Below are 19,606 nucleotides of genomic sequence, written 5' to 3' on the forward strand. Positions count from 1 at the left end.
ATGAGATTGCCTTGCCCCATTTGCGGCACGCGGGACCGGCGCGAGTTCTACTATCAGGGCGCGGCCTCGATGCTGGAGCGGCCCGTGTCCGGCGAATTGGACGCTTGGCATGCCTATGTGCATGTGCGCGATAATCCAGCAGGGCGGACGCGTGATCTTTGGCACCACGAGGCGGGGTGCGGGGCGTGGGTGATCGTCGAGCGGGATACCGTGACCCATGAGGTGTTCGGAGCCGTTTTGGTGGAGGATGCCGATGCGGATTGAGGGCAAAGGGCGGATCGGCACCGCGCCTGTGGACTATGTCTTTGACGGGGTGCGGCGGCGCGGGCGTGTGGGTGACACGCTGGCCTCGGCCTTGATGGCGGATGGCGAGATGTTGCTGGGGCGCAGTTTCAAATACCATCGTCCGCGCGGGGTTGTGACCGCCGACAGCGCCGAGCCGAATGCTTTGGTCACCGTGGGGACCGGGGCGCGGGCCGAGCCGAACACGCGGGCGACCGTGCAAGAGCTGTATCCGGGGCTCGAGGCGCGGAGCCAGAACCGCTGGCCGTCGCTGGGATTTGACTTGATGGGCGTGACCGATCTGGCGGCGCCGCTGCTGGGTGCGGGTTTTTATTACAAGACGTTCATGTGGCCTAAATCTTTTTGGGAAAAGCTGTACGAGCCGATGATCCGCCGGGCTGCGGGGCTTGGTGCGTTGTTTGGCGCGCACAACCCGGACCGCTATGAAAAGGCCTATGCGTTTTGCGACGTGCTGGTGATCGGCGGCGGCCCTGCGGGGCTGATGGCGGCGCTCGCGGCGGGGCAGAGCGGCGCGGATGTGATCCTGTGCGATGAGGGGCCGCGGTTGGGCGGGCGCTTGTTGGCCGAAGATGAAACCATCGACGGGCGTGACGCCGCGGTCTGGGCGCAAGAGACCGCAGAGCAACTGCGCGCCATGGACAATGTCCGGGTGATGACCCGGACAACCGTGACGGGGGCCTTTGACCAAGGCACCTTTGCCGCGTTGGAACGGGTTGCGCAGCATTTGGCTGACCCCGGTGGGCGGCCCTTGGAGTGTTTCTGGCGGATCGCTGCCAAGCGTTCGGTCCTGTGTGCCGGCGCGTTGGAGCGGCACATCGCCTTTCGCGACAATGACCGGCCCGGTGTGATGATGGCCGGGGCCATGCGCGCCTATCTGAACCATTGGGGCGTGGCGGCGGGTCAGTCGGTCGCGGTCTTTGGCAACAATGACGACGCCCACCGTACCGCGCGGGATATGGCGGCAGCGGGGGTGCATGTGGCGGCCTTGATCGACGCACGCCATGACGCGCAGAACCTTGCTGGCAACGTGCCCTTTTACCCCGGCTTTCAGGTGACGCGCGCGCATGGGCGCAAGCGGCTGGAGGCGATCACCCTGCGCGCGCCGGATGGTGGACGGGAAAGCATTGCGGTGCAGGCGCTGGGCGTGTCCGGCGGGTGGAACCCCGCGGTGCATCTGACCTGTCACATGAATGCGCGGCCCGTGTGGCGCGACGATATCGCGACTTTTGTGCCGCGGGACGGTGCGGTGCCGGGGATGCGCGTTGCGGGCGCGGCGCGGGGCGCGTTTACCACGATGACGTGCCTCACCGACGGAGCCGAGGCTGGGCGGGCTGCGGCCCAAGATATTGGTTTCAAGGGGCAATCCCCGGATCTGCCCGACGCCGAAGACGCGCCTTACCGGCTGCGCCGTCTTTGGGCGGTCGAGGGCAAGGGGCGCGCCTGGCTGGACTTTCAGAACGATGTGACGGTCAAGGATGTGCGCCAGGCGGCGGCGGAAAATTACGCCTCGGTCGAGCATATGAAGCGGTATACGACCCAAGGCATGGCCACCGATCAGGGCAAGAACTCGAACGTTCAAGCGCTTGCGATCCTCGCCGATGCCACCGGGCGCGACATTCCTGAAACGGGGACGACCACTTTTCGCCCGCCCTACACGCCGGTGGCGATTGCGGCGATGGGCGCGGGCGCTCAGGGGCACGGGTTTGCGCCGCAGCGGTTCACCACCTCGCATTCTGCCAGCGTCAAAATGGGCGCGCCGATGGTCGAGGCGGGGCTTTGGTACAGGTCGTCTTTCTTTCCGCGGGAGGGCGAAAGGACGTGGCGGCAAAGCTGTGATCGCGAGGTGCGCATGGTGCGTGACGCGGTCGGGATCTGCGATGTCTCGACCCTTGGCAAGATTGATCTCCAAGGGCCGGACGTGGGCGCATTTCTCGATTTCGTCTATGCCAATCGGTTCAGCACCTTGCGGCCGGGTCGGGTGCGCTATGGTCTGATGCTGCGCGAAGACGGGCATGTCATGGATGACGGAACCACGGCGCGCTTGTCGGAAAATCAATGGGTTATGACGACCACCACCGCTGCGGCGGGCGAGGTGATGCGCCATCTCGACTGGGTGCGGCAGGCGTTCTGCGCGCAGATGAACGTGCGCTTTACCTCGGTGACCGAGGCGTGGGCGCAGTTCGCCATCGCAGGGCCAAAAGCGCGCGATCTGCTGAACGGGATGCTGGATGCGCCCATCGACAACGCCAGTTTTCCTTATATGGCGTGCGGCGAGGTGTCGGTCCTTGGGGCGGCGGCGCGGCTGTTCCGGATCTCTTTCTCTGGCGAGCACGCCTATGAGATCGCGGTGCCCGCGCGCTACGGGGCCAGCCTGTTTGAAAAGCTGGTCGAACGGGCCGAAGCGATGGGCGGCGGTGCCTATGGGATGGAGGCGCTGAACGTGCTGCGCATCGAAAAGGGCCATATCACCCACGCGGAAATTCACGGCCGGACGACGGCCTTTGACATCGGGTTCGGGCGTATGGTCTCGGCGCAAAAGGACTGTATTGGCAAGGCGATGGCCGCGCGTCCGGGGCTGATGGACCCCGAGCGGGCGCAGCTCGTGGGGCTGCGGCCCATCGGCGCGGTCAAGCAGTTGGTCGCCGGGGCGCATCTGTTCGCGCCAGAGGCCAAGCCGGTCAGCGCGGCGGATGAGGGCTATATCACTTCGGCGTGTTTTTCCCCCACCTTGGGCGAGACGCGGGCGCTGGCGTTTTTGGCGAATGGGCGCGCGCGACATGGCGAGACGATCAAGATGGTGGACCACCTGCGCGGTCTGACAGCGGTGTGCGAGGTGACGGACCCGGTGGCATTTGATCCGGATGGAGGACGCTTGCGTGGATAGGTTAACGGCTGTTTCCCCCGGCGCGGATTTGCTGCCGGTGCGCCAAGGGGCGCTGACCCTGGAAGAGGTGCTGCCGGGGGAGATCACCTCGATTGCCCCGTTTCGCGGGCAGCGAAAGGCGGTGACGCAGGCGTTGCTGGCGGCGCTGGGCGTGGGCTTTCCCGAGGCCAATTGTCTGACAAGGAAAGGCGAGCTGCGCTGTGTCTGGATGGGGCGCGATCTGGCGTTCCTGATGGGCGCGCGCCTGACCGCAGACCTTGGCGGCTTGGCCGCGGTGACGGACCAGTCCGACGGGTGGATCGTGCTGAAGCTCAGCGGCGCGGGCGCCGAGGACGTCTTGGCGCGTCTTGTTCCGGCGGACTTGCGCGCCGCCGCGTTCCCCGAAGGCGCGGCGATCCGGACGCAGCTGGGTCATATGAACGTGTCGGTTGCGCGAACGGGGGGTGGTTTGCAGATCATGGGGTTTCGGTCGATGGCCCGAACCCTTGTGCAAGAGATCGCTGACGCCATGGCATCGGTTGCCGCGCGGGCAGGAGCGGGCTAAATACGGCTAAACGGCAAGGAGGAACTGTCATGCGTGCTGTGATGTTTGTGGCATTGATCGGGTGTGCCGCGCCGGCTTTGGCCGAAGAGGCCGCTATGGATTGTGCCGCTCAGGCCGAGTTTGTCATGGGTCTTGTCCAAGGGCGCACGGATGGTGTCGAGGCCGAGGCCGCACGCAAGAGTGCCGCCGACGTACTGGATAAGGACGCCGGAGCCATGCTGGTGGATTGGATCTACGCGCTGCCCAAAGAGCAGCTGACCCCCGATGTCGGGACCGCGTGGAAGCTGCAATGCGAGGCGCTTTGACCTAAAGGCGCGCTGTTTGCGCACAGGTTGGTTTGCGTTCAGGCCACGCAGGCCTTGGGGCGGTGCCCCAAACCCCGGCACTTTGTGAGGGCCCGGAAAGTTATCCCAAAGAAGCTGCTTGGATTCGGTCTCGTGAGGGCCGATATTGACCGCTATGAGTCTGCCCCCCGGTTTTCTTGACGAATTGCGCACGCGCACGAGCCTGACCCAAGTGGTCGGTCGCAAAGTCATGTTCGACATGCGCAAATCGAACCAAGGCAAGGGCGACATGTGGGGGCCGTGCCCCTTTCACCATGAAAAAACCGCGTCTTTTCATGTGGATGACCGCAAGGGGTATTACTACTGCTTTGGCTGTCACGCCAAGGGCGACGCCATTTCCTTTGTCCGAGAGACAGAGAACGTCAGCTTTATGGAAGCGGTCGAGATCCTCGCGCAAGAGGCCGGGATGCCGGTGCCGAAGCAGGACCCGCGCGCCCAGCAAAAGGCCGATCGGCGGAGCTTGTTGTCCGAGGTGATGGAACAGGCGGTGCAGTTTTTCCGGCTGGAGCTCAAGCGTGGCCCAGCCCAAGAGGCGCGCGCCTATCTGGCCAAGCGGGGGCTGTCGCAAGAGGCGTTGGACCGCTTTGAGATCGGTTTTGCGCCCCCCGGTTGGGAAAATCTGCGCGAGCATCTCAAGCAAAAGGGCGTCGATCCAGAGCTGATGCTGGCCGCCGGTTTGGTCAAGAAATCCGACAAGGGACGCGAGCCGTATGACGTGTTTCGCCATCGGATCATGTTCCCGATCCGCGACGGGCGCGGGCGGGCGATCGCCTTTGGCGGGCGGGCGATGGACCCGAACGACAACGCCAAGTATTTGAATTCGCCGGAAACCGAGCTGTTCGATAAGTCGCGCAACCTTTACAACATGCGCGCCGCGCGTGAGGCGTCGGGCAAGGGCAACCGCCTGATCGTCGCCGAAGGCTACATGGATGTGATCGCCCTGTCCGAGGCGGGGTTCCCGGCGTCGGTGGCCCCTTTGGGCACCGCCGTGACCGAGCCGCAGCTGCAACTGATGTGGCGCATGAGCGAAGAGCCGGTGATCGCGCTGGATGGGGACACGGCGGGTCTGCGCGCCGCATATCGTGTGATCGACATCGCGCTGCCGGTGCTTGAGGCGGGCAAGGGCTTGCGGTTCGCGATCATGCCCGAAGGCAAGGACCCGGACGATCTGCTGCGCGCCGAGGGGCCAGAGGCGGTGTCCAAGGTCCTGGATGAGGCGATGCCGATGGTCAAACTGCTCTGGCGGCAGGAAACCGAAGGCAAGGTGTTCGACAGCCCCGAACGCAAGGCGGCGCTGGACAAGGTGCTGCGCGCGCGCATCGCCAAGATCCAGGACCCCTACCTGCGCCGCCATTATGGCGACGAAATCAAGGAGTTGCGCTATGCGCTGTTCCGTCCGCAGCGGGCGCCCTTCAAGCCCGGCGGGGGCTTTGGTGGCGGCTTCAACGGCGGGAAACGCCGCGATTGGCGCGCGCCTCTGCCCGCCAGCCCCACGGCGAAACAGTCGCTCTTGGCCTCGGCGGGGGACGACGCCGAACTGATGTTGCGCGAGATGGTGATCTTTGCCGCGATCCTGCGAACGCCGCAGATCGCCGAGGAGTTCGAAAGCCAGCTGGAAACCATGCCCTGCCGCGACGCGGATCACGCGACCTTGCGCGACGTGATCCTGCGCGCCATCGGCAACGAGGACCGCATGATCGACATGGCAGAGGGCGCAATTGGCCCGGACGCCCTTGAAACCCTGTTCGCCGCACGCCATGTGGCGATTGTGCCCTGCATTCGATCGCCGGGGAACATTGTGCAGTCACGCAAGACGGTGGCCGAGGAATTGGCCAAGCTGGAGGCGCATCTGGGCTGGAAGGCGGAGCTGGCCGAGGCCGAACAGGATTTGGATGAACTGGCCGACGAGGCTTTGACCTACCGCGTTGGGGAGGCCGCCAAAGCCCGCGCGCAGGCGGGCCGTCTGGTCGATGAGGACGACGCTGAATACGAGATCGGGCCCAACGGGGCTTCGGTCGACCGCAACGAGAAGAACGCGCTTGATTCGCTGATATCGCAGATTTGGTCCTCCAAAGGATCGGACTAATTGGTATTTTGGTGAGGAAGCCGTAAAGAAATAAGGTTAAACGGGTGTGCGAATCGCCGATTCTCGGTATTGATTCGGATCAAACGAATCGCCCGCCCATTTCCCGATCAGGAGAGCCGCATGGCAGCCAAGGACAACGACGACGCCAAGACGCAGGATCAGGATGAGGACGTCAGCCTCGATATGAGCCAAGCTGCGGTCAAGAAGATGATCGCCGAAGCGCGCGAGCGCGGCTATATCACCTATGACCAGCTTAACCAGGTTCTGCCCCCCGATCAGGTCAGCTCGGACCAGATCGAAGACGTCATGTCGATGCTGTCCGAAATGGGCATCCAGGTGACCGAGGACGACGAGGAAGCCGAAGAGGACGACAAGGGCACGACCGATCTGGTCGAGACCAAGAAGCCGGGCGAGGTCGCTCTGGCCGGCTCTGGCAACGAAAAGCTGGACCGCACCGATGACCCGGTGCGCATGTACCTGCGCGAGATGGGTTCGGTCGAGCTGCTGTCGCGTGAGGGCGAGATTGCCATCGCCAAGCGTATCGAGGCGGGCCGCAACACCATGATCCTCGGGCTGTGCGAAAGCCCGCTGACCTTCCAGGCGATCACCATTTGGCACGAGGAACTTCTGTCCGAAGACATTCTGCTGCGCGATGTGATCGACCTTGAAACGACGTTTTCAGGCCAGATGGGCGAGGATGGCGAGGTTGACGAGCCGGTGGTTGACACCTCGGCGGTCGAAGCCGCGCCCAAGCCCAAGGGCAACGAGCCAGAACTGGACGCCGATGGCAACCCGATCGCCAGCGATGACGATGACGACGACGACGAGGCGGCCAACATGTCGCTCGCCGCGATGGAAGCGGCGCTGAAGCCGCGCGTTCTGGCCACGCTGGAGCAGATCGCAGGTGATTACGAGCAGCTGGCCGAGATGCAGGACAGCCGGATTTCCGCGACCCTGAACGAGGACGGCTCCTTCACGGCGGCGGACGAAGCGATTTACCAAAAGCTCCGCAGCGAGATCGTCGAGCTGGTGAATGGCCTGCACCTGCACAACAACCGTATCGAAGCGCTGATCGACCAGCTGTACGGCATCAACCGCCGCATCATGCAGATCGACAGCTCTATGGTGAAGCTGGCGGATCAGGCGCGCATCAACCGCCGTGAATTCGTTGAAGAATATCGCGGTCGCGAGCTGGACCCGAACTGGCTGGAGCGCATGGCCGAAAAGCCCGGTCGCGGCTGGCAGATGTTCATCGAACGCTCTTCGGACAAGGTCGAGGAACTGCGCGCTGACATGGCTCAGGTCGGTCAGTACGTCGGTCTGGACATCTCCGAATTCCGCCGCATCGTTAACCAGGTTCAGAAGGGCGAAAAAGAAGCCCGTCAGGCCAAGAAAGAGATGGTCGAGGCGAACCTGCGTCTCGTGATCTCGATCGCCAAGAAATACACGAACCGTGGTCTGCAATTCCTTGATCTCATTCAGGAAGGCAACATTGGCCTTATGAAGGCCGTGGACAAGTTCGAGTATCGCCGCGGCTACAAGTTCTCGACCTATGCGACGTGGTGGATCCGTCAGGCGATCACCCGCTCGATTGCCGACCAGGCGCGCACGATCCGTATCCCGGTCCACATGATCGAGACGATCAACAAGCTGGTCCGTACTGGCCGCCAGATGCTGCACGAAATCGGCCGCGAGCCGACGCCGGAAGAACTGGCAGAAAAGCTGCAAATGCCGCTGGAAAAGGTCCGCAAGGTGATGAAAATCGCCAAGGAGCCGATCTCTCTTGAAACGCCGATTGGCGACGAGGAAGACAGCCAGCTGGGTGATTTCATCGAGGATAAGAACGCGATCCTGCCGCTGGATTCCGCGATTCAGGAAAACCTCAAGGAAACAACGACCCGCGTGCTGTCGTCCCTGACCCCGCGTGAGGAACGCGTTCTGCGGATGCGTTTTGGCATCGGCATGAACACCGACCACACTCTGGAAGAGGTCGGCCAGCAGTTCAGCGTGACCCGCGAACGGATCCGCCAGATCGAAGCCAAGGCGCTGCGCAAGCTCAAGCACCCTTCGCGGTCGCGCAAGTTGCGGTCCTTCTTGGATCAGTAAGCGTTAAGATTTCTCGCTACAGCGGCGTCCCATACTGGGGCGCCGTTTTTGTGTTTGCCTAGGGAAAAACGTCAGCAATTTGAGCGAATTTGGAATCAGATCGTTCTGCATCAGGCGAGGCGTTTCAAACGTGTTGGGAACTTTTCAAGTGTTTTCTGGTTATCCAGACACGAAGGAGATCAGCATGAAAAAGCTTTTGGCATATAGCGTTGTATTGATGGGCACGGCTGCGGGCGCTCTGGCGGCGACCGATATGCTGGTCCCCGAGGAACCCACCGTAATCGAGATCGAGGTCGACGCAGTCGATCTGGAACGCTGCCGCGAAACCCTTGCGCAGGTGGCGATGACCCCTGCGGTCGCGGATAACGGCTCGCGGCTGCTGTTCGCCGCAGACGAGAGCCTTCCGACGGTGACCTGCGTCGTCAAAAACACCTAAAGCCCTGCAACGCTCCGATTTTCGGGGCGTTTTGTTTGCACGAACAGGCTGGGCGTGGCACCACGTGGACAACGCAAGCCTGAGGCCTCCATGCAGACCGAATTCACTCTCCAAACAAACGGCCAAGGGCTTTATGAGTTCACGGACGCGGTGCGGCGCTGGGTCAAAGGCACTGGTCTGCTTACTCTGTTTATTCGCCACACATCGGCCTCTCTGGTCATTCAGGAAAACGCCGATCCCGAAGTCCAGGACGATCTTTTGGCGTATTTCCAGCGTCTTGTGCCGCCCACGACCGACCCCAGCATGTCCTACCTGACCCACACCTATGAAGGGCCGGATGATATGCCTGCGCATATCAAGGCCGCCATTCTCCCGGTGTCGTTAACCATTCCTGTCACAAATGGGCGCATGGCCTTGGGCACGTGGCAAGGCATTTACCTGTTTGAACATCGCAGCGCGCCGCACCAACGCAAGGTTGTTGCGCATTTGGGGAACTGAGTCGCAAAAGCCACGATCACCCATCACGATATTGCGCCGAAAATTGCCCTCTACCCAAAGTATGGATGCGGGCCTATAGTGCCTGTGGATAAGTGGGGCAAACCCACCCCATGAGGCATATCGGCGGATAAAAACGAGGGGGACGGCCATGCGCTGCCCATTTTGCGGAAATATTGATACTCAAGTGAAAGATTCGCGCCCCGCAGAGGATCACGTTTCGATCCGGCGTCGGCGCTTTTGTTCTGCCTGTGGTGGGCGGTTTACCACGTACGAGCGCGTGCAGCTGCGCGACTTGGTGGTGATCAAAACCAACGGTCGGCGCGAAGATTTCGACCGCGACAAGCTGGAGCGTTCGATCCGGATCGCGTTGCAAAAGCGCCCGATTGAACCAGAGCGCATTGATCAGATGATTTCTGGCATCGTGCGGCGACTGGAAAGCATGGGCGAAACCGACATCCAATCCAAGATGATCGGTGAGATTGTCATGGAAACCTTGGCGCGCATCGATACGGTCGCCTACGTGCGTTTTGCGAGCGTTTACAAGAACTTCCAAGCGGCGGATGACTTTGACAAGTTCGTCTCCGAGCTGCGCCCGACCGGCCCCGGCGAAAAGTGAGCGAGCACGACGCGCGTCACATGGCCCATGCGCTTGCGCTTGGGCGGCGTGGGATGGGTCAATGTTGGCCCAACCCGGCTGTCGGCTGCGTGATCGTTAACCAAGGTCGCATCGTTGGGCGGGGCTGGACCCAGCCCGGCGGGCGGCCGCATGCTGAAACGCAGGCGCTGGCCATGGCGGGCGAGGCGGCGCGCGGCGCGACGGCGTATGTCACGTTGGAGCCGTGCTCTCATACTGGTCAGACGCCCCCCTGCACGCAGGCGTTGATTTCTGCCGGGATCGCGCGGGTTGTTGCCCCGATCAACGATAATGATGATCGCGTGTCCGGTCGTGGATTTGATCAGTTGCGCGCCGCGGGGATCGAGGTCTCGACGGGGTTGATGGCCCAAGAGGCATTGTTGGATCACGCGGGATTTTTCTTGCGTAATTCGCAAGAACGTCCGTGGGTTACGCTGAAGTTGGCGATGACCTTGGATGGCCGGATCGCGACCGCGACAGGAGAGAGTAAGTGGATAACGGGCGCACCCTCGCGCAAAAAGGTCCACGCCTTGCGCGCAACCCATGATGCGGTGATGGTTGGTGCGGGTACGGCGCGCGCAGATGATCCGGCGTTAACCGTTCGCGGCTTCGGCGCGCATCGCCAGCCGGTCCGCGTGATCGCCTCTAGGTTGTTGGATGTGCCCTTGATGAGCCAACTTGCCCAGACGGCACGGGACGTGCCGGTGTGGCTTTGTCATGGACCGGATGCGCGGCCCGAACTGCGCACCGCGTGGGATGGCTTGGGCGCGACGCTGTTGCCCTGCCAGATCAACGCAGGCCGCCTTGACCCCTCTTCAGTTTTGCAAGCGCTTGGCGCAAAGGGCATAACGCGGGTGTTCTGCGAGGGCGGGGGGCAGCTGGCGGCGTCGCTGTTGTCGCAGGATCTTGTGGACGAACTGCATGTATTTACCGCGGGCGTCGGTTTGGGCGCAGAGGGGCATCCGGGCATCGGTGCGCTCGGCGTTGATCATCTTGTCGAAGCGCCCCGCTTTCAACTTAAGAGTGTTTCTTCTTGCGGTGAGGACATTCACCATGTTTGGCGGCGTAGCGATCAGGGTTAACGCCGCCAGAGGTGGGCTTGTGACGCAAAGAGCCCTTGAAGTTTCGCCAAGCTGCGATTGAATGGCCCCGGTCGCGGAAGACGCCCGGACCGAAGGCGTTCAATGACGACTTCGATGGGGCAGGCAAGGCCCGTGAGGGGGTCAAAGTAGCGCGGATAGTCGATCAGCGTCGCGTGTGCGAGCGCCTCCAGTGTGGGGCGCGGCCCTTGTAGCCGCCGCGCGGGGACCGGCCCCAGATCGCGGGTCAGCCCCCAGCCCGCATAAAAAGGTGCGCCCAAAACGGTGACCGAGCACCCGCGGAGCAGGGCTTCGAACCCGGTGAGCGACGTCATGGTCCAGACTTCGTCGACTTGGGTCAGTAATTGAGCCATGTCCGCCTGATCCACGGTCAGATCTGCGAAGTCCAAAGGCGCGTCTACATGCCCGCTGCGCAACCCCGCAACCACATCCGGGTGGGGTTTCCACAGCAAGATCGCGTCGGGGTTCGCGGCGCGTGTGCGCTTGAGAAGCTCCAGATTGGACTGAATGTCTGGGCTGCCCTTCAGGATCGAGGCGTCGTCTTCAACCTGTCCGGGAACAAGGATCGTTCGACCTGCGGGAAGCTTGGGGATAACTCCAGAAAGGTTGTATTTGGTCAAGTTTGACGCGGAAATCTGAGCCTTAACTTGGTTAATACGTCGGATTTGATCTGGTCTTAGATCCGTGCTGCGCTGTCTGATCAGCTGTTCAAGGCGCGAGGCATGGGTCGGATCGTAGTAAATGCCGATCGGGTCCACCACGAGGGACAAGGGCGGGATCAATTCTGCGCCAAGCCCGCGCGACCGGAGGAAACCATCTTCGACACGGACTTTGGAACCAGTTGCCTTGCCGGCCCAAACCATGTGCCGCCGCTCGGAGTTTTGTAAGAGTTTCTCGACCTTTGCGGGGCGATCTTCATAGATCACTTTACGCGTCTGTCCAAAGAACTGCTGCAAGGGCTTGCGCTTCCACAACCGCATTCCAGTGGCGATCCAGCCCCGGTGATCTTCGCGCCAAGCGCGTGTCTGGGCGTCCAGCGCGTTTACTACGTTTTCCAGCTCGCACAGCTGGTCGGAATAGGGATCGTACCAACGTGGGTATAAAATCATCGATCCTGCAAACAGCTGCGCGCGCGTTAGGCTGCGTTGCCTCCGGTAAACGGGGTTTTCGTCGTCGGTCAGGTTCCAGCCCGCATAAAACGGTTGGCCAAAGACTCGCGGTCGGTGCCCTGCGAGGATCGCTTCAAAGCCCATTTGGGACGAGACAGTGTAGACCGCGACAGCGCCCTCAAGCAGCGCCCAAGGCGAGGCGGGCCCGTCATAAAGGGTGATCCGGTCGGTCTGTTCGGCGGTTGTGTAATGGCCGCTGCGATGACCTTGGGCCGTTTCCGGGTGGGTTTTGATGACAAACCGCGCGCCGGGGTGCTCTTCTTGAGCGACAAAGAGCATCTCGAGAAATCGGTTGCGGTCCGCGCCGCTGGCGATCACCGAGGCGTCGTTGCGTGTCTGGTCGATGATCAGCACATAGCCCGGAGCGGGCAGGGGGGCATCCAGCCGCGTGGCGCTGTATTTCGAAAGATGCGTTTCCTGCATCCGGGCGATGGCGCCACGTGCGCGGTCCAGTAGGGCGGTGTCGTCAAACGGATCTGTTTTGAGCAGCGTTTCCAGGTCAGAGGGCACACGGCCATCGAAATGAACGCCGGTATGGTCGATGACCAAGCCCATGGGCGGCTCACCGCTGCGTCCGGGATGAAGCGAGCGCAAAAAGGCGTCTTCGATGCGGACGATAGGCGCGCCTGTGCGTTTTGCCATGGCCTCGCCGCGATGGGCATAGGGCGACTGGCCCCAGACGCCGATCAGGTCTTGGGGCGTCGGACGCCCAAGTCGCAGCTGATAGCCGGACAACTTTAGGATGCGCCGCACGCGCGGTTGGGTCAGGAACCCGCCGTTATACACAAAAAGACGCCGGGGGGTGGTTTCCCCGGCGTCTGTCTCGTCCCGAAAGGGGAGCACGCGTCAGCCTCCGGACAGGGTGTCGGCAGCTGTGGTGATCGTGCTGACCGCGCCAAGCGAGCCGGTCAGCGAGCCAATGGTCTTGTCCCACTGGGTGAACGGCGCTTCGGTCACATAGAGCGTATCGCCATCGCGCACGGCAAAATCGCGGGCCATGAACATGCCATTTGGCTCTGTCAAATCAAGCACATAGACCATACGCTGGGCGCCGATCAGATCGCTGCGGCCAAGCACTTGGTTGGCGATTTCAGCGGGCTCGTTTCGGAAAATGAAGACGCCGGTGGGATCCGCTGCGGTCGGGATCAGGCCGCCGACTTGGGCGATGGCCTCGACGCCGGACAGGGTCTGCGTTTCAAAGGGCACGCGAGCCTGGGTGCCGGTCGCACCAAGCGCGGTAAAGGCGCGGGTGTCCTGTTCCACTAGGATACGGTCGCCACCGCGCAGGGCGATGTCAAACTCGGGATGGTTGTAAAGATCCTCGAACCAGATCTTGCCCTTGGCGCTGCCGCGCAAGACGGTGACTTGGGCAATTTCGGGCTCGATCGTCACGCCACCCGCGCGGGCCAACATGGCCGAAAGGGTGCGGGTCGGACGTTCGATCGCGTACACACCTTGGCCGCCCACCGCGCCCACGAGGCTTACGGTCGAGCCATCACCGGCGACGCGGCGCACCTGCACCTGCGGATCGGGGGTCTGGTCTTCGAGCTTGGAGGTGATGATCTGGCGCACACGTTCCGGCGTGTTGCCAGCAGCTTTGATCCGGCCCGCATAGGGCACAAAGATAAAGCCCGACCCGTCGACCTGCACCTCTTCGAGGATGGTCGAGTTGGTCGCTTCGGCGGCCAGCAGGCCATCGTCCACGTTTTCCCAGATCGTCAGGCCCAGCGTGTCGCCCGGACGGATCGTGTCAGAGCCGACAACGCCCGCGTTCTTGAACGCATCGGTAAAGCCAAGCGCGGGCACAACGGCCGTCGCGCGCGTCACCCGGTCGTTGACCGCGACGATAAAGGCATCGCCTTCGCGCTGCACAGAGCCTGCAAAGATTTCTTTTTTGGTGGGGCCGCTACGGGGCAGGCCGCAAGATGCCAGAACGGACACCGCAGCCAGCAAGGCGACGGACCGCGCCCAGCGGGTATAGGAGTTTTTCACTGCTCGGTCTCCTCGACCTTATAATTCTGCCTCAGTTTTTCAACCAAACTACGGCAAGTGCAAGAAAAACGCTAGTGTTTCAGAAAAATGCACCTAGTGGACAACGCGCAACTGTTGCCTCGGGGCCGCGGTGCCTTGGCGGAGGGCGTCGTAAGGATCGTCGGGCGCGAGCATCATATCGACCACTTGGCGCAACAATTGCCGCCGCCCGCGCGCCGAGTAGAACCCGCCCGGAAGTTGCGAAGTTTCAAGCAAATAGCGGCGATAATCCTTGTAGGCGTGCATATTTGGACGTGAAGGGGTGGCGAAAAAGTCCGGCAAAGGCTGGGTCGAGACGAACTCTGGCTTGGCATAGACCGCATCGCCAAAGACCTTGAGCGGAATGCCGCGCCACAGGACTTGCTGCGCGGCGGTGGAATTGACCGTCACGGCGGTGCGCGCATCGTTCAAAAGCTGCGCCAGCTTGCCGCCACGCACATAGTGGACGCGGTCGTTCACGCCGTAGCGTTTGGCGCACGCGCGGATGGCCTGGCGTACATTGGCGCGCCCGTCTTCCAGAGGATGCGCTTTGAACACAAGATGATGGTGGCCCGGCGCGCCTTCGGCAAAGCCTTGGACCACCAGCTCGATAAAGTCGGTCATCGACTCAAACGGCGAGTGCTTTTGAAAGCTGGAGTCGTGTTCCAGTTGCATCAGCGCGAGGTGATAGGGAAAGCCCCCCAGCCGGATGCGCTGGGTGCTGATGACCCGGTCGACCCAGCTGAACGGCATCAACGTCAAGCGTTTGAGATACAGGGCAAATTCCTGAAAAACCGTCAGTGATCGATGCGGTTTGAAATTCTTGTAATCCCCGTTTCGGAACATCACGAACCAGTGGTAAAGCGCGCCGTAAAAGATGTGATGCCGCATGTCGCCCCAGTGGGCGGGGGGCAGGGGTGCCTCCATGTCCGACAAGGCGAGCGTTTGCTGCATCTCTTCGATGCTCATGCTCATGAGGCGCGAATGCCCGTTCGAGCCGCCGCGCTCATAGGTCACCCAATAGGGGCGCATGTACCCTTCTTCAAAGACATGTACGGTCAGGCCGCGCCGCTTTGCTTCCTCGACCGCTTCGGCGTGGATGCGGCGCACATCCCCGTAGAGCACGATGTCCGTCACCCGTTTATTGTGCAGCAGATCGACAAAGGTGTCGCGCCATTCCTCGGGTTTGCCGCGAAACGGGATCAAGCTCTTGGGGTGGAACCAAAAGGCCCGGTCCCCGGCGTTAAAGCTGACACGCCAGACGTCTGCGCCGGTTTTGCGCAGCATAGCGCCCAGTCTGTTAAAGAAGGGGCCATGCGGACCCTGCAAGAACAGAAAGACACGTCTATCGCTGGTTGCGTTGCTCATATTGCCGAATTATGCCGTTTGTTTAAAGGAAACGCTAACGGCGGATCTCGGCGAAATTAAGGCCGCAGGCACCGTCCAAGGGAGACCATTGATGTTTACAGGTATTGTCACTGATATCGGCGAAGTTCGGTCTCTGGAAGACCTCGGCGATCTGCGGGTGCGCATCGGCACCCATTACGAGACGCAAGGGATCGACCTAGGCGCCTCCATTGCCTGCGATGGCTGCTGTTTGACGGTGATCGCGCTGGGGGATGACTGGTTCGACGTGGATATCAGCGCCGAGTCGGTGTCCAAGACCAACATCGGCGGGTGGTCCGTGGGCAAGCGCATCAACCTTGAGCGCGCGCTGAAGGTGGGTGACGAGCTGGGCGGTCACATCGTGTCGGGGCACGTGGATGGCGTGGCCGAAATCGTGCGGATGCAGGACGAAGGCGACAGCACCCGCGTCACCTTGCGCGCGCCCGAAAGCCTTGCGCGGTACATTGCGCCCAAAGGATCGGTGGCGCTGAACGGCACATCTTTGACGGTGAACGAGGTCAATGGTTGCGACTTTGGCATCAACTTCATTCCGCACACCAAGGCTGTGACGACTTGGGGTGACGCCAAAGAAGGCGACAGGATCAACCTCGAGATTGACACCTTGGCGCGCTACGTGGCGCGTCTGCGCGAGTTTGACTAAAGGTTTCAGGGTCGCCTCCTCGGGCGGCCCTTTTCATTCGGCGGGTTGAAAGCCGACGATCAGCTGGCGCAGGCCAAAGGCGGCCCCGGCAAAAATCGCCGCGGTGGTGACCGGCGCAGAGATCGCCAACACCGAAAAGGCCGACAGCCCTTGGCCGATGGAGCAGCCCAGGGCGATGACGGCGCCCGCGCCCATCAGGGCCGCGCCGATGATCTGGCGGCGCAATTCGCGTGGGTCTTCGCAGGCTTCCCAGCGGAAATGGCCCTTGATGAGCGAGCCGACAAAAGCGCCGCCCCAGACACCCGCGACAGAGCCCACGGCAAAGGACAAGGGCCGGGCCGATCCGGTCATCCACCACAGGATCGTCTCGCCCAGCGGCGCGGCAAAGCTGTGCGAGACGACGGGTAGGCCTTCGAATCCGCTGCGCGCGACCCAGGTGGTTCCCGCCCAGGCCAGGATGACCGCGAGGCCCACGGCCCCCGCCCAAGCGACTTGGGCCGGCTTGCGCCAGAGCGGCTTTGACGCGGCAGAGCCGACGAGGATCAGCGCGCCGATCAAAATGCCGATAAGGTTAACAGAGACGCCAGTCATGGCCCCCAATTGGTGGGCAATCCCCGGCGCGACGTCGGTCGTGACAGGGTTCTGCGGGAACAGCGCGCCGCGGATCGGGGCGAGGGGGCCAGAGAGCACCACATAGGTCGACACCCCCATGACGAGCACAATGACAAAGCTGCGCAGATCCCCGCCGCCCAGCCGTGCTATCGCGCCGTAGCCGCAATTTCCCGACAGGGCCATGCCGTAGCCAAAGATCAAACCACCTGCAATCGACGCCAATGGCATCCAGCGGATCGACAGGTAATAGGTGTCGCCTCCGGCCAGCAAACCCGCCTGCATAAAGGAAAAACTGCCAACCACGGCGATGCCGATGGCGATCCCCCACATGCGCAGGCGCACGGTCGATCCGCCGTAAAGCGCGTCTTCGATTGCGCCAAGCGTGCAGAACCGTCCCAGCCGTGCCGCGAGCCCCAAGAGCAAGCCGCTGCCAAGGCCGATCAACGCCACCAAGTGATGTTCCGACAACATGTCCAGCATGTCCGGGCCCTCCTCCTGCTCGGATATTCAAGACGTGGAATGAGTATGCGGTTGTATTCCGCATTGCGCAAGACGATCGTTAACAGCCATCGTCTTTGCAGAAGAGTTCGTAAACGGTTTCGAGAACCTTACGCGGGCGATCATCTGCCAAGCGGTAAAAGATCGCCTTGCCGTCGCGGCGCGGGGTCACCAGCCCTTCGAGCCTCAGGCGCGACAACTGCTGGCTCACGGCGGCTTGGCGCGCGGACAGCAGGTCTTCGAGCTCGGTGACGGATTTCTCGCCGGTCACAAGATGGCACAGGATCATCAGGCGGCCTTCGTGGCTGATCGCCTTGAGGAAAGAGGACGCAGTTGTGGCCTTGTCGAGGATCTCGTCAAGTTCCGCCTCGCTGAGGTCGCCATCCAGTACGGGCAGGCCCGAGTGATCTGTGCTTTGCTTGTTCACGGCGTTTCCGCTTCAAACTCTGTCTTGTCTTGCAGCAGCTTTGTAAAAATCGGCCAAAAGAAATCTTCGCCAGGATACCCCTCGATACGCGCTATTTCTACCCCACCGTCAATTAAGATGAAAGTCGGAGTAAAGTTCACGCGCCGTGCATAGGTGACACCGGCGGGCGGCCCCATGTGAAGGTCGGCCCGGTCCAGCGGGGCAAAGCGCCCCTCGGCGGTGTTGGGGTAGGCCGGCGCGATCTGATCGTCCCACGCGGCGCAATAGGCACAGCCGGGTTGCTCGACCATGATCAGCCGGATCTCGTCGGCGGTTGACGGGGTTGCCACCAGCAGACCGCTCATAAAGGCGATTGTTCGATAAATAGTACGGAGCATTTTACACCGATTGACGGGCGTCTGACGTACAACCTAATCTGAATATGTGAATTATTCAAGAAGAGGGCGGGAATCGTGCTTGATATATCCTTTGCGGGGGCGGCCTTTGCCGGTTTGCTAAGCTTTTTTACGCCCTGCATCCTGCCAATGGTGCCGTTTTACCTGTGTTACATGGCCGGGATTTCCATGAACGAGCTGCGCGATGATGCGGGAATCGCGCCCGGCGCGCAGCGTAAACTGATCGTCTCGGCAGTGTTTTTTGCGCTCGGCGTGACGACGATCTTTGTGCTGTTGGGGATGGGCGCAACCGCGGTGGGCCAAGCCTTTGCCGACTGGAAAGACACCCTGTCCTACGTCGCGGCGGCGGTTCTGCTGGTGTTCGGGCTGCACTTTCTGGGCGTGATTCGCATCGGCCTGCTGTATCGCGAAGCCCGTCTGGAAAGCAGCGCCGAGCCCACGTCGGTGATGGGCGCCTACGTGATGGGGCTGGCCTTTGGGTTCGGCTGGACGCCTTGCGTCGGACCCGCCTTGGCGTCGATCCTGATGATCGCGTCGGGCATGGGGGACGTGCTGCGCGGGGGGCTTTTGCTGCTGGTCTATGGTGTCGGGATGACCGCGCCTTTTGTGGTCGCTGCCTTGTTTTCCGGCCCGTTTTTGCGCTGGACGGCGCGGCACCGGTCCAAGCTGCAATACGTGGAAAAAGTCATGGGGGTCATGCTGATTGTGTTTGCGATCCTGATTGCAACCGATAGCGTTAACCTGATTGCACAGTGGATGATTCAGACTTTTCCCAGTTGGACCTCGCTCAGCTGAGGAAATTAACGGGTTGTTAGGAGCCGGGCGCTACTCAACGTCAAGCGCCCCAGAGGGAGTAGGAACATGAAGGCTTGGATCGGAGCGGTTTTTGCAATCGCGATGGCTTTGCCCGTCGGGGCGCAGACGATTGGCGACGATGGGCTGCACAAGCAGCCTTGGATGCGCGAGACGTTCAAGGATTTGCGGGAGGATCTTGCAGAGGCCAACGCCGAAGGCAAACGGCTGGTGCTGTTCTTTGAGCAACGCGGCTGCATCTACTGCAAGAAGATGCACGAGGAGGTGTTCGTTGATCCTGCGGTCAGCGAGTACATCGAAGAGAACTATTTTGTCGTCCAGCTGAACCTGCATGGCGACATCGAAGTCGTCGATTTCGACGGGGAATCGCTGCCGGAAAAAGACATGGCGCGCAAGTGGCGCGTGATGTTCACGCCCAACATCGTTTTCCTGCCAGAGGACGTGCCAGAGAAGCAATCCGCGCTCGACGCGTCGGTCGCCGTCATGCCCGGTGCTTTTGGCAAGGGGACGACGTTGGACATGTTTACTTGGGTGAACGAAAAGAGATATGCGCTTGATAATGGGGAAGATTTTCAGCGATATCACGCGCGCCGCATCCAGGAGCGAAGCAATGGACGGACGGATTGATTTGGCGGTTTTAGACTGCATTAATTCATATCCGTGAATTTGTTGTTGCGTATGAGGCATTCGGTAGCCTACG

19 protein-coding genes are annotated in these 19,606 nt (G+C 61.7%); 13 read left to right on the top strand and 6 right to left on the bottom strand.

Translation table 11 applies throughout. The features are described 5' to 3' along the window. The 10 genes from B9A11_RS15340 to ribD all read left to right on the top strand — a co-directional run bounded on the left by B9A11_RS15340 (window position 1) and on the right by ribD (window position 10,917). The gene (locus tag B9A11_RS15340) at window positions 1-264 is read left to right on the top strand and encodes a sarcosine oxidase subunit delta (RefSeq protein ID WP_058247187.1); all 264 of its coding nucleotides are present in this window, start codon (window positions 1-3) and stop codon (window positions 262-264) included. Next, window positions 254-3,187: a sarcosine oxidase subunit alpha family protein gene (locus B9A11_RS15345; protein WP_058247186.1), complete on the top strand. Its 2,934-nt coding sequence runs from the start codon at window positions 254-256 to the stop codon at window positions 3,185-3,187. The genes B9A11_RS15340 and B9A11_RS15345 overlap by 11 nt, the downstream gene beginning before the upstream one ends. Then, window positions 3,180-3,731 carry a sarcosine oxidase subunit gamma gene (locus B9A11_RS15350; RefSeq protein WP_234988870.1) on the top strand — a complete coding sequence of 184 codons (552 nt, stop codon included), beginning with the start codon at window positions 3,180-3,182 and terminating at the stop codon, window positions 3,729-3,731. The genes B9A11_RS15345 and B9A11_RS15350 overlap by 8 nt, the downstream gene beginning before the upstream one ends. Window positions 3,732-3,760: 29 nt before the next feature. Then, window positions 3,761-4,036 (top strand): hypothetical protein, encoded by a 276-nt coding sequence (locus tag B9A11_RS15355; protein ID WP_058247184.1) that lies wholly within the window; start codon window positions 3,761-3,763, stop codon window positions 4,034-4,036. Between the two features lie 154 nt (window positions 4,037-4,190). Next, the gene (dnaG, locus tag B9A11_RS15360; RefSeq protein WP_058247183.1) at window positions 4,191-6,161 is read left to right on the top strand and encodes a DNA primase; all 1,971 of its coding nucleotides are present in this window, start codon (window positions 4,191-4,193) and stop codon (window positions 6,159-6,161) included. A gap of 120 nt (window positions 6,162-6,281) precedes the next feature. Continuing rightward, window positions 6,282-8,267 (top strand): RNA polymerase sigma factor RpoD, encoded by a 1,986-nt coding sequence (gene rpoD, locus B9A11_RS15365; RefSeq protein ID WP_058247182.1) that lies wholly within the window; start codon window positions 6,282-6,284, stop codon window positions 8,265-8,267. Window positions 8,268-8,451: 184 nt separating this feature from the next. Then, complete coding sequence (locus tag B9A11_RS15370) at window positions 8,452-8,703, top strand: hypothetical protein (RefSeq protein ID WP_058247181.1); 252 nt, start codon at window positions 8,452-8,454, stop codon at window positions 8,701-8,703. A gap of 90 nt (window positions 8,704-8,793) precedes the next feature. Then, window positions 8,794-9,201 carry a secondary thiamine-phosphate synthase enzyme YjbQ gene (locus tag B9A11_RS15375; protein WP_058247180.1) on the top strand — a complete coding sequence of 136 codons (408 nt, stop codon included), beginning with the start codon at window positions 8,794-8,796 and terminating at the stop codon, window positions 9,199-9,201. 148 nt (window positions 9,202-9,349) lie between these two features. After that, window positions 9,350-9,817, top strand: a complete 468-nt coding sequence (gene nrdR, locus B9A11_RS15380; protein ID WP_058247179.1) for a transcriptional regulator NrdR — start codon at window positions 9,350-9,352, stop codon at window positions 9,815-9,817. Beyond that, window positions 9,814-10,917, top strand: coding sequence for a bifunctional diaminohydroxyphosphoribosylaminopyrimidine deaminase/5-amino-6-(5-phosphoribosylamino)uracil reductase RibD (ribD, locus tag B9A11_RS15385; protein WP_268811260.1), 1,104 nt, complete (start codon window positions 9,814-9,816; stop codon window positions 10,915-10,917). The genes nrdR and ribD overlap by 4 nt, the downstream gene beginning before the upstream one ends. Here ribD and B9A11_RS15390 read toward each other — a convergent pair. From B9A11_RS15390 to B9A11_RS15400, 3 genes are all read right to left on the bottom strand, one after another. Continuing rightward, window positions 10,914-12,947 (bottom strand): capsular polysaccharide biosynthesis protein, encoded by a 2,034-nt coding sequence (locus tag B9A11_RS15390; protein ID WP_058247177.1) that lies wholly within the window; start codon window positions 12,945-12,947, stop codon window positions 10,914-10,916. The genes ribD and B9A11_RS15390 overlap by 4 nt on opposite strands. Window positions 12,948-12,950: 3 nt before the next feature. Beyond that, window positions 12,951-14,096, bottom strand: a complete 1,146-nt coding sequence (locus B9A11_RS15395) for a polysaccharide biosynthesis/export family protein (RefSeq protein ID WP_058247176.1) — start codon at window positions 14,094-14,096, stop codon at window positions 12,951-12,953. 93 nt (window positions 14,097-14,189) lie between these two features. Next, complete coding sequence (locus B9A11_RS15400; RefSeq protein ID WP_058247175.1) at window positions 14,190-15,482, bottom strand: capsule biosynthesis protein; 1,293 nt, start codon at window positions 15,480-15,482, stop codon at window positions 14,190-14,192. A 91-nt stretch (window positions 15,483-15,573) separates the two neighbouring features. Here B9A11_RS15400 and B9A11_RS15405 point away from each other — a divergent pair, with 91 nt between their 5' ends. Further along, on the top strand, window positions 15,574-16,161 hold the full coding sequence (locus B9A11_RS15405; RefSeq protein ID WP_058247174.1) for a riboflavin synthase: 588 nt from the start codon (window positions 15,574-15,576) through the stop codon (window positions 16,159-16,161). 33 nt (window positions 16,162-16,194) lie between these two features. On the opposite strand, the gene B9A11_RS15410 is transcribed toward B9A11_RS15405, so the two are convergent. The 3 genes from B9A11_RS15410 to B9A11_RS15420 form a co-directional block, all read right to left on the bottom strand. Then, window positions 16,195-17,253 (bottom strand): YeeE/YedE family protein, encoded by a 1,059-nt coding sequence (locus B9A11_RS15410; RefSeq protein ID WP_058247173.1) that lies wholly within the window; start codon window positions 17,251-17,253, stop codon window positions 16,195-16,197. 79 nt (window positions 17,254-17,332) lie between these two features. Continuing rightward, on the bottom strand, window positions 17,333-17,668 hold the full coding sequence (locus B9A11_RS15415) for an ArsR/SmtB family transcription factor (protein WP_058247830.1): 336 nt from the start codon (window positions 17,666-17,668) through the stop codon (window positions 17,333-17,335). Window positions 17,669-17,694: 26 nt separating this feature from the next. Beyond that, complete coding sequence (locus tag B9A11_RS15420) at window positions 17,695-18,075, bottom strand: thioredoxin family protein (RefSeq protein WP_058247172.1); 381 nt, start codon at window positions 18,073-18,075, stop codon at window positions 17,695-17,697. 75 nt (window positions 18,076-18,150) lie between these two features. On the opposite strand from B9A11_RS15420, the gene B9A11_RS15425 reads away from it, so the two are divergent. Then, a complete protein-coding gene (locus B9A11_RS15425; RefSeq protein WP_058247171.1) occupies window positions 18,151-18,888 on the top strand; it encodes a cytochrome c biogenesis CcdA family protein in 738 nt (245 codons plus the stop codon). Between the two features lie 66 nt (window positions 18,889-18,954). Next, entirely contained in the window at window positions 18,955-19,533 is a 579-nt protein-coding gene (locus tag B9A11_RS15430) for a thioredoxin family protein (RefSeq protein WP_058247170.1), read from the top strand. Window positions 19,534-19,606: the final 73 nt, after the last annotated feature.

It is taken from the genome of Tropicibacter naphthalenivorans, from assembly GCF_900176475.1.
Lineage (GTDB): Bacteria > Pseudomonadota > Alphaproteobacteria > Rhodobacterales > Rhodobacteraceae > Tropicibacter > Tropicibacter naphthalenivorans.

Coding starts and splice junctions, on each gene's coding strand:
- B9A11_RS15340 (WP_058247187.1), top strand. CDS start 1: ATGAGATTGCCTTGCCCCATTTGCGGCACGCGGGACCGGCGCGAGTTC.
- B9A11_RS15345 (WP_058247186.1), top strand. CDS start 254: ATGCGGATTGAGGGCAAAGGGCGGATCGGCACCGCGCCTGTGGACTAT.
- B9A11_RS15355 (WP_058247184.1), top strand. CDS start 3,761: ATGCGTGCTGTGATGTTTGTGGCATTGATCGGGTGTGCCGCGCCGGCT.
- dnaG (WP_058247183.1), top strand. CDS start 4,191: ATGAGTCTGCCCCCCGGTTTTCTTGACGAATTGCGCACGCGCACGAGC.
- rpoD (WP_058247182.1), top strand. CDS start 6,282: ATGGCAGCCAAGGACAACGACGACGCCAAGACGCAGGATCAGGATGAG.
- B9A11_RS15370 (WP_058247181.1), top strand. CDS start 8,452: ATGAAAAAGCTTTTGGCATATAGCGTTGTATTGATGGGCACGGCTGCG.
- B9A11_RS15375 (WP_058247180.1), top strand. CDS start 8,794: ATGCAGACCGAATTCACTCTCCAAACAAACGGCCAAGGGCTTTATGAG.
- nrdR (WP_058247179.1), top strand. CDS start 9,350: ATGCGCTGCCCATTTTGCGGAAATATTGATACTCAAGTGAAAGATTCG.
- B9A11_RS15400 (WP_058247175.1), bottom strand. CDS start 15,482: ATGAGCAACGCAACCAGCGATAGACGTGTCTTTCTGTTCTTGCAGGGT.
- B9A11_RS15405 (WP_058247174.1), top strand. CDS start 15,574: ATGTTTACAGGTATTGTCACTGATATCGGCGAAGTTCGGTCTCTGGAA.
- B9A11_RS15410 (WP_058247173.1), bottom strand. CDS start 17,253: ATGCTGGACATGTTGTCGGAACATCACTTGGTGGCGTTGATCGGCCTT.
- B9A11_RS15420 (WP_058247172.1), bottom strand. CDS start 18,075: ATGCTCCGTACTATTTATCGAACAATCGCCTTTATGAGCGGTCTGCTG.
- B9A11_RS15430 (WP_058247170.1), top strand. CDS start 18,955: ATGAAGGCTTGGATCGGAGCGGTTTTTGCAATCGCGATGGCTTTGCCC.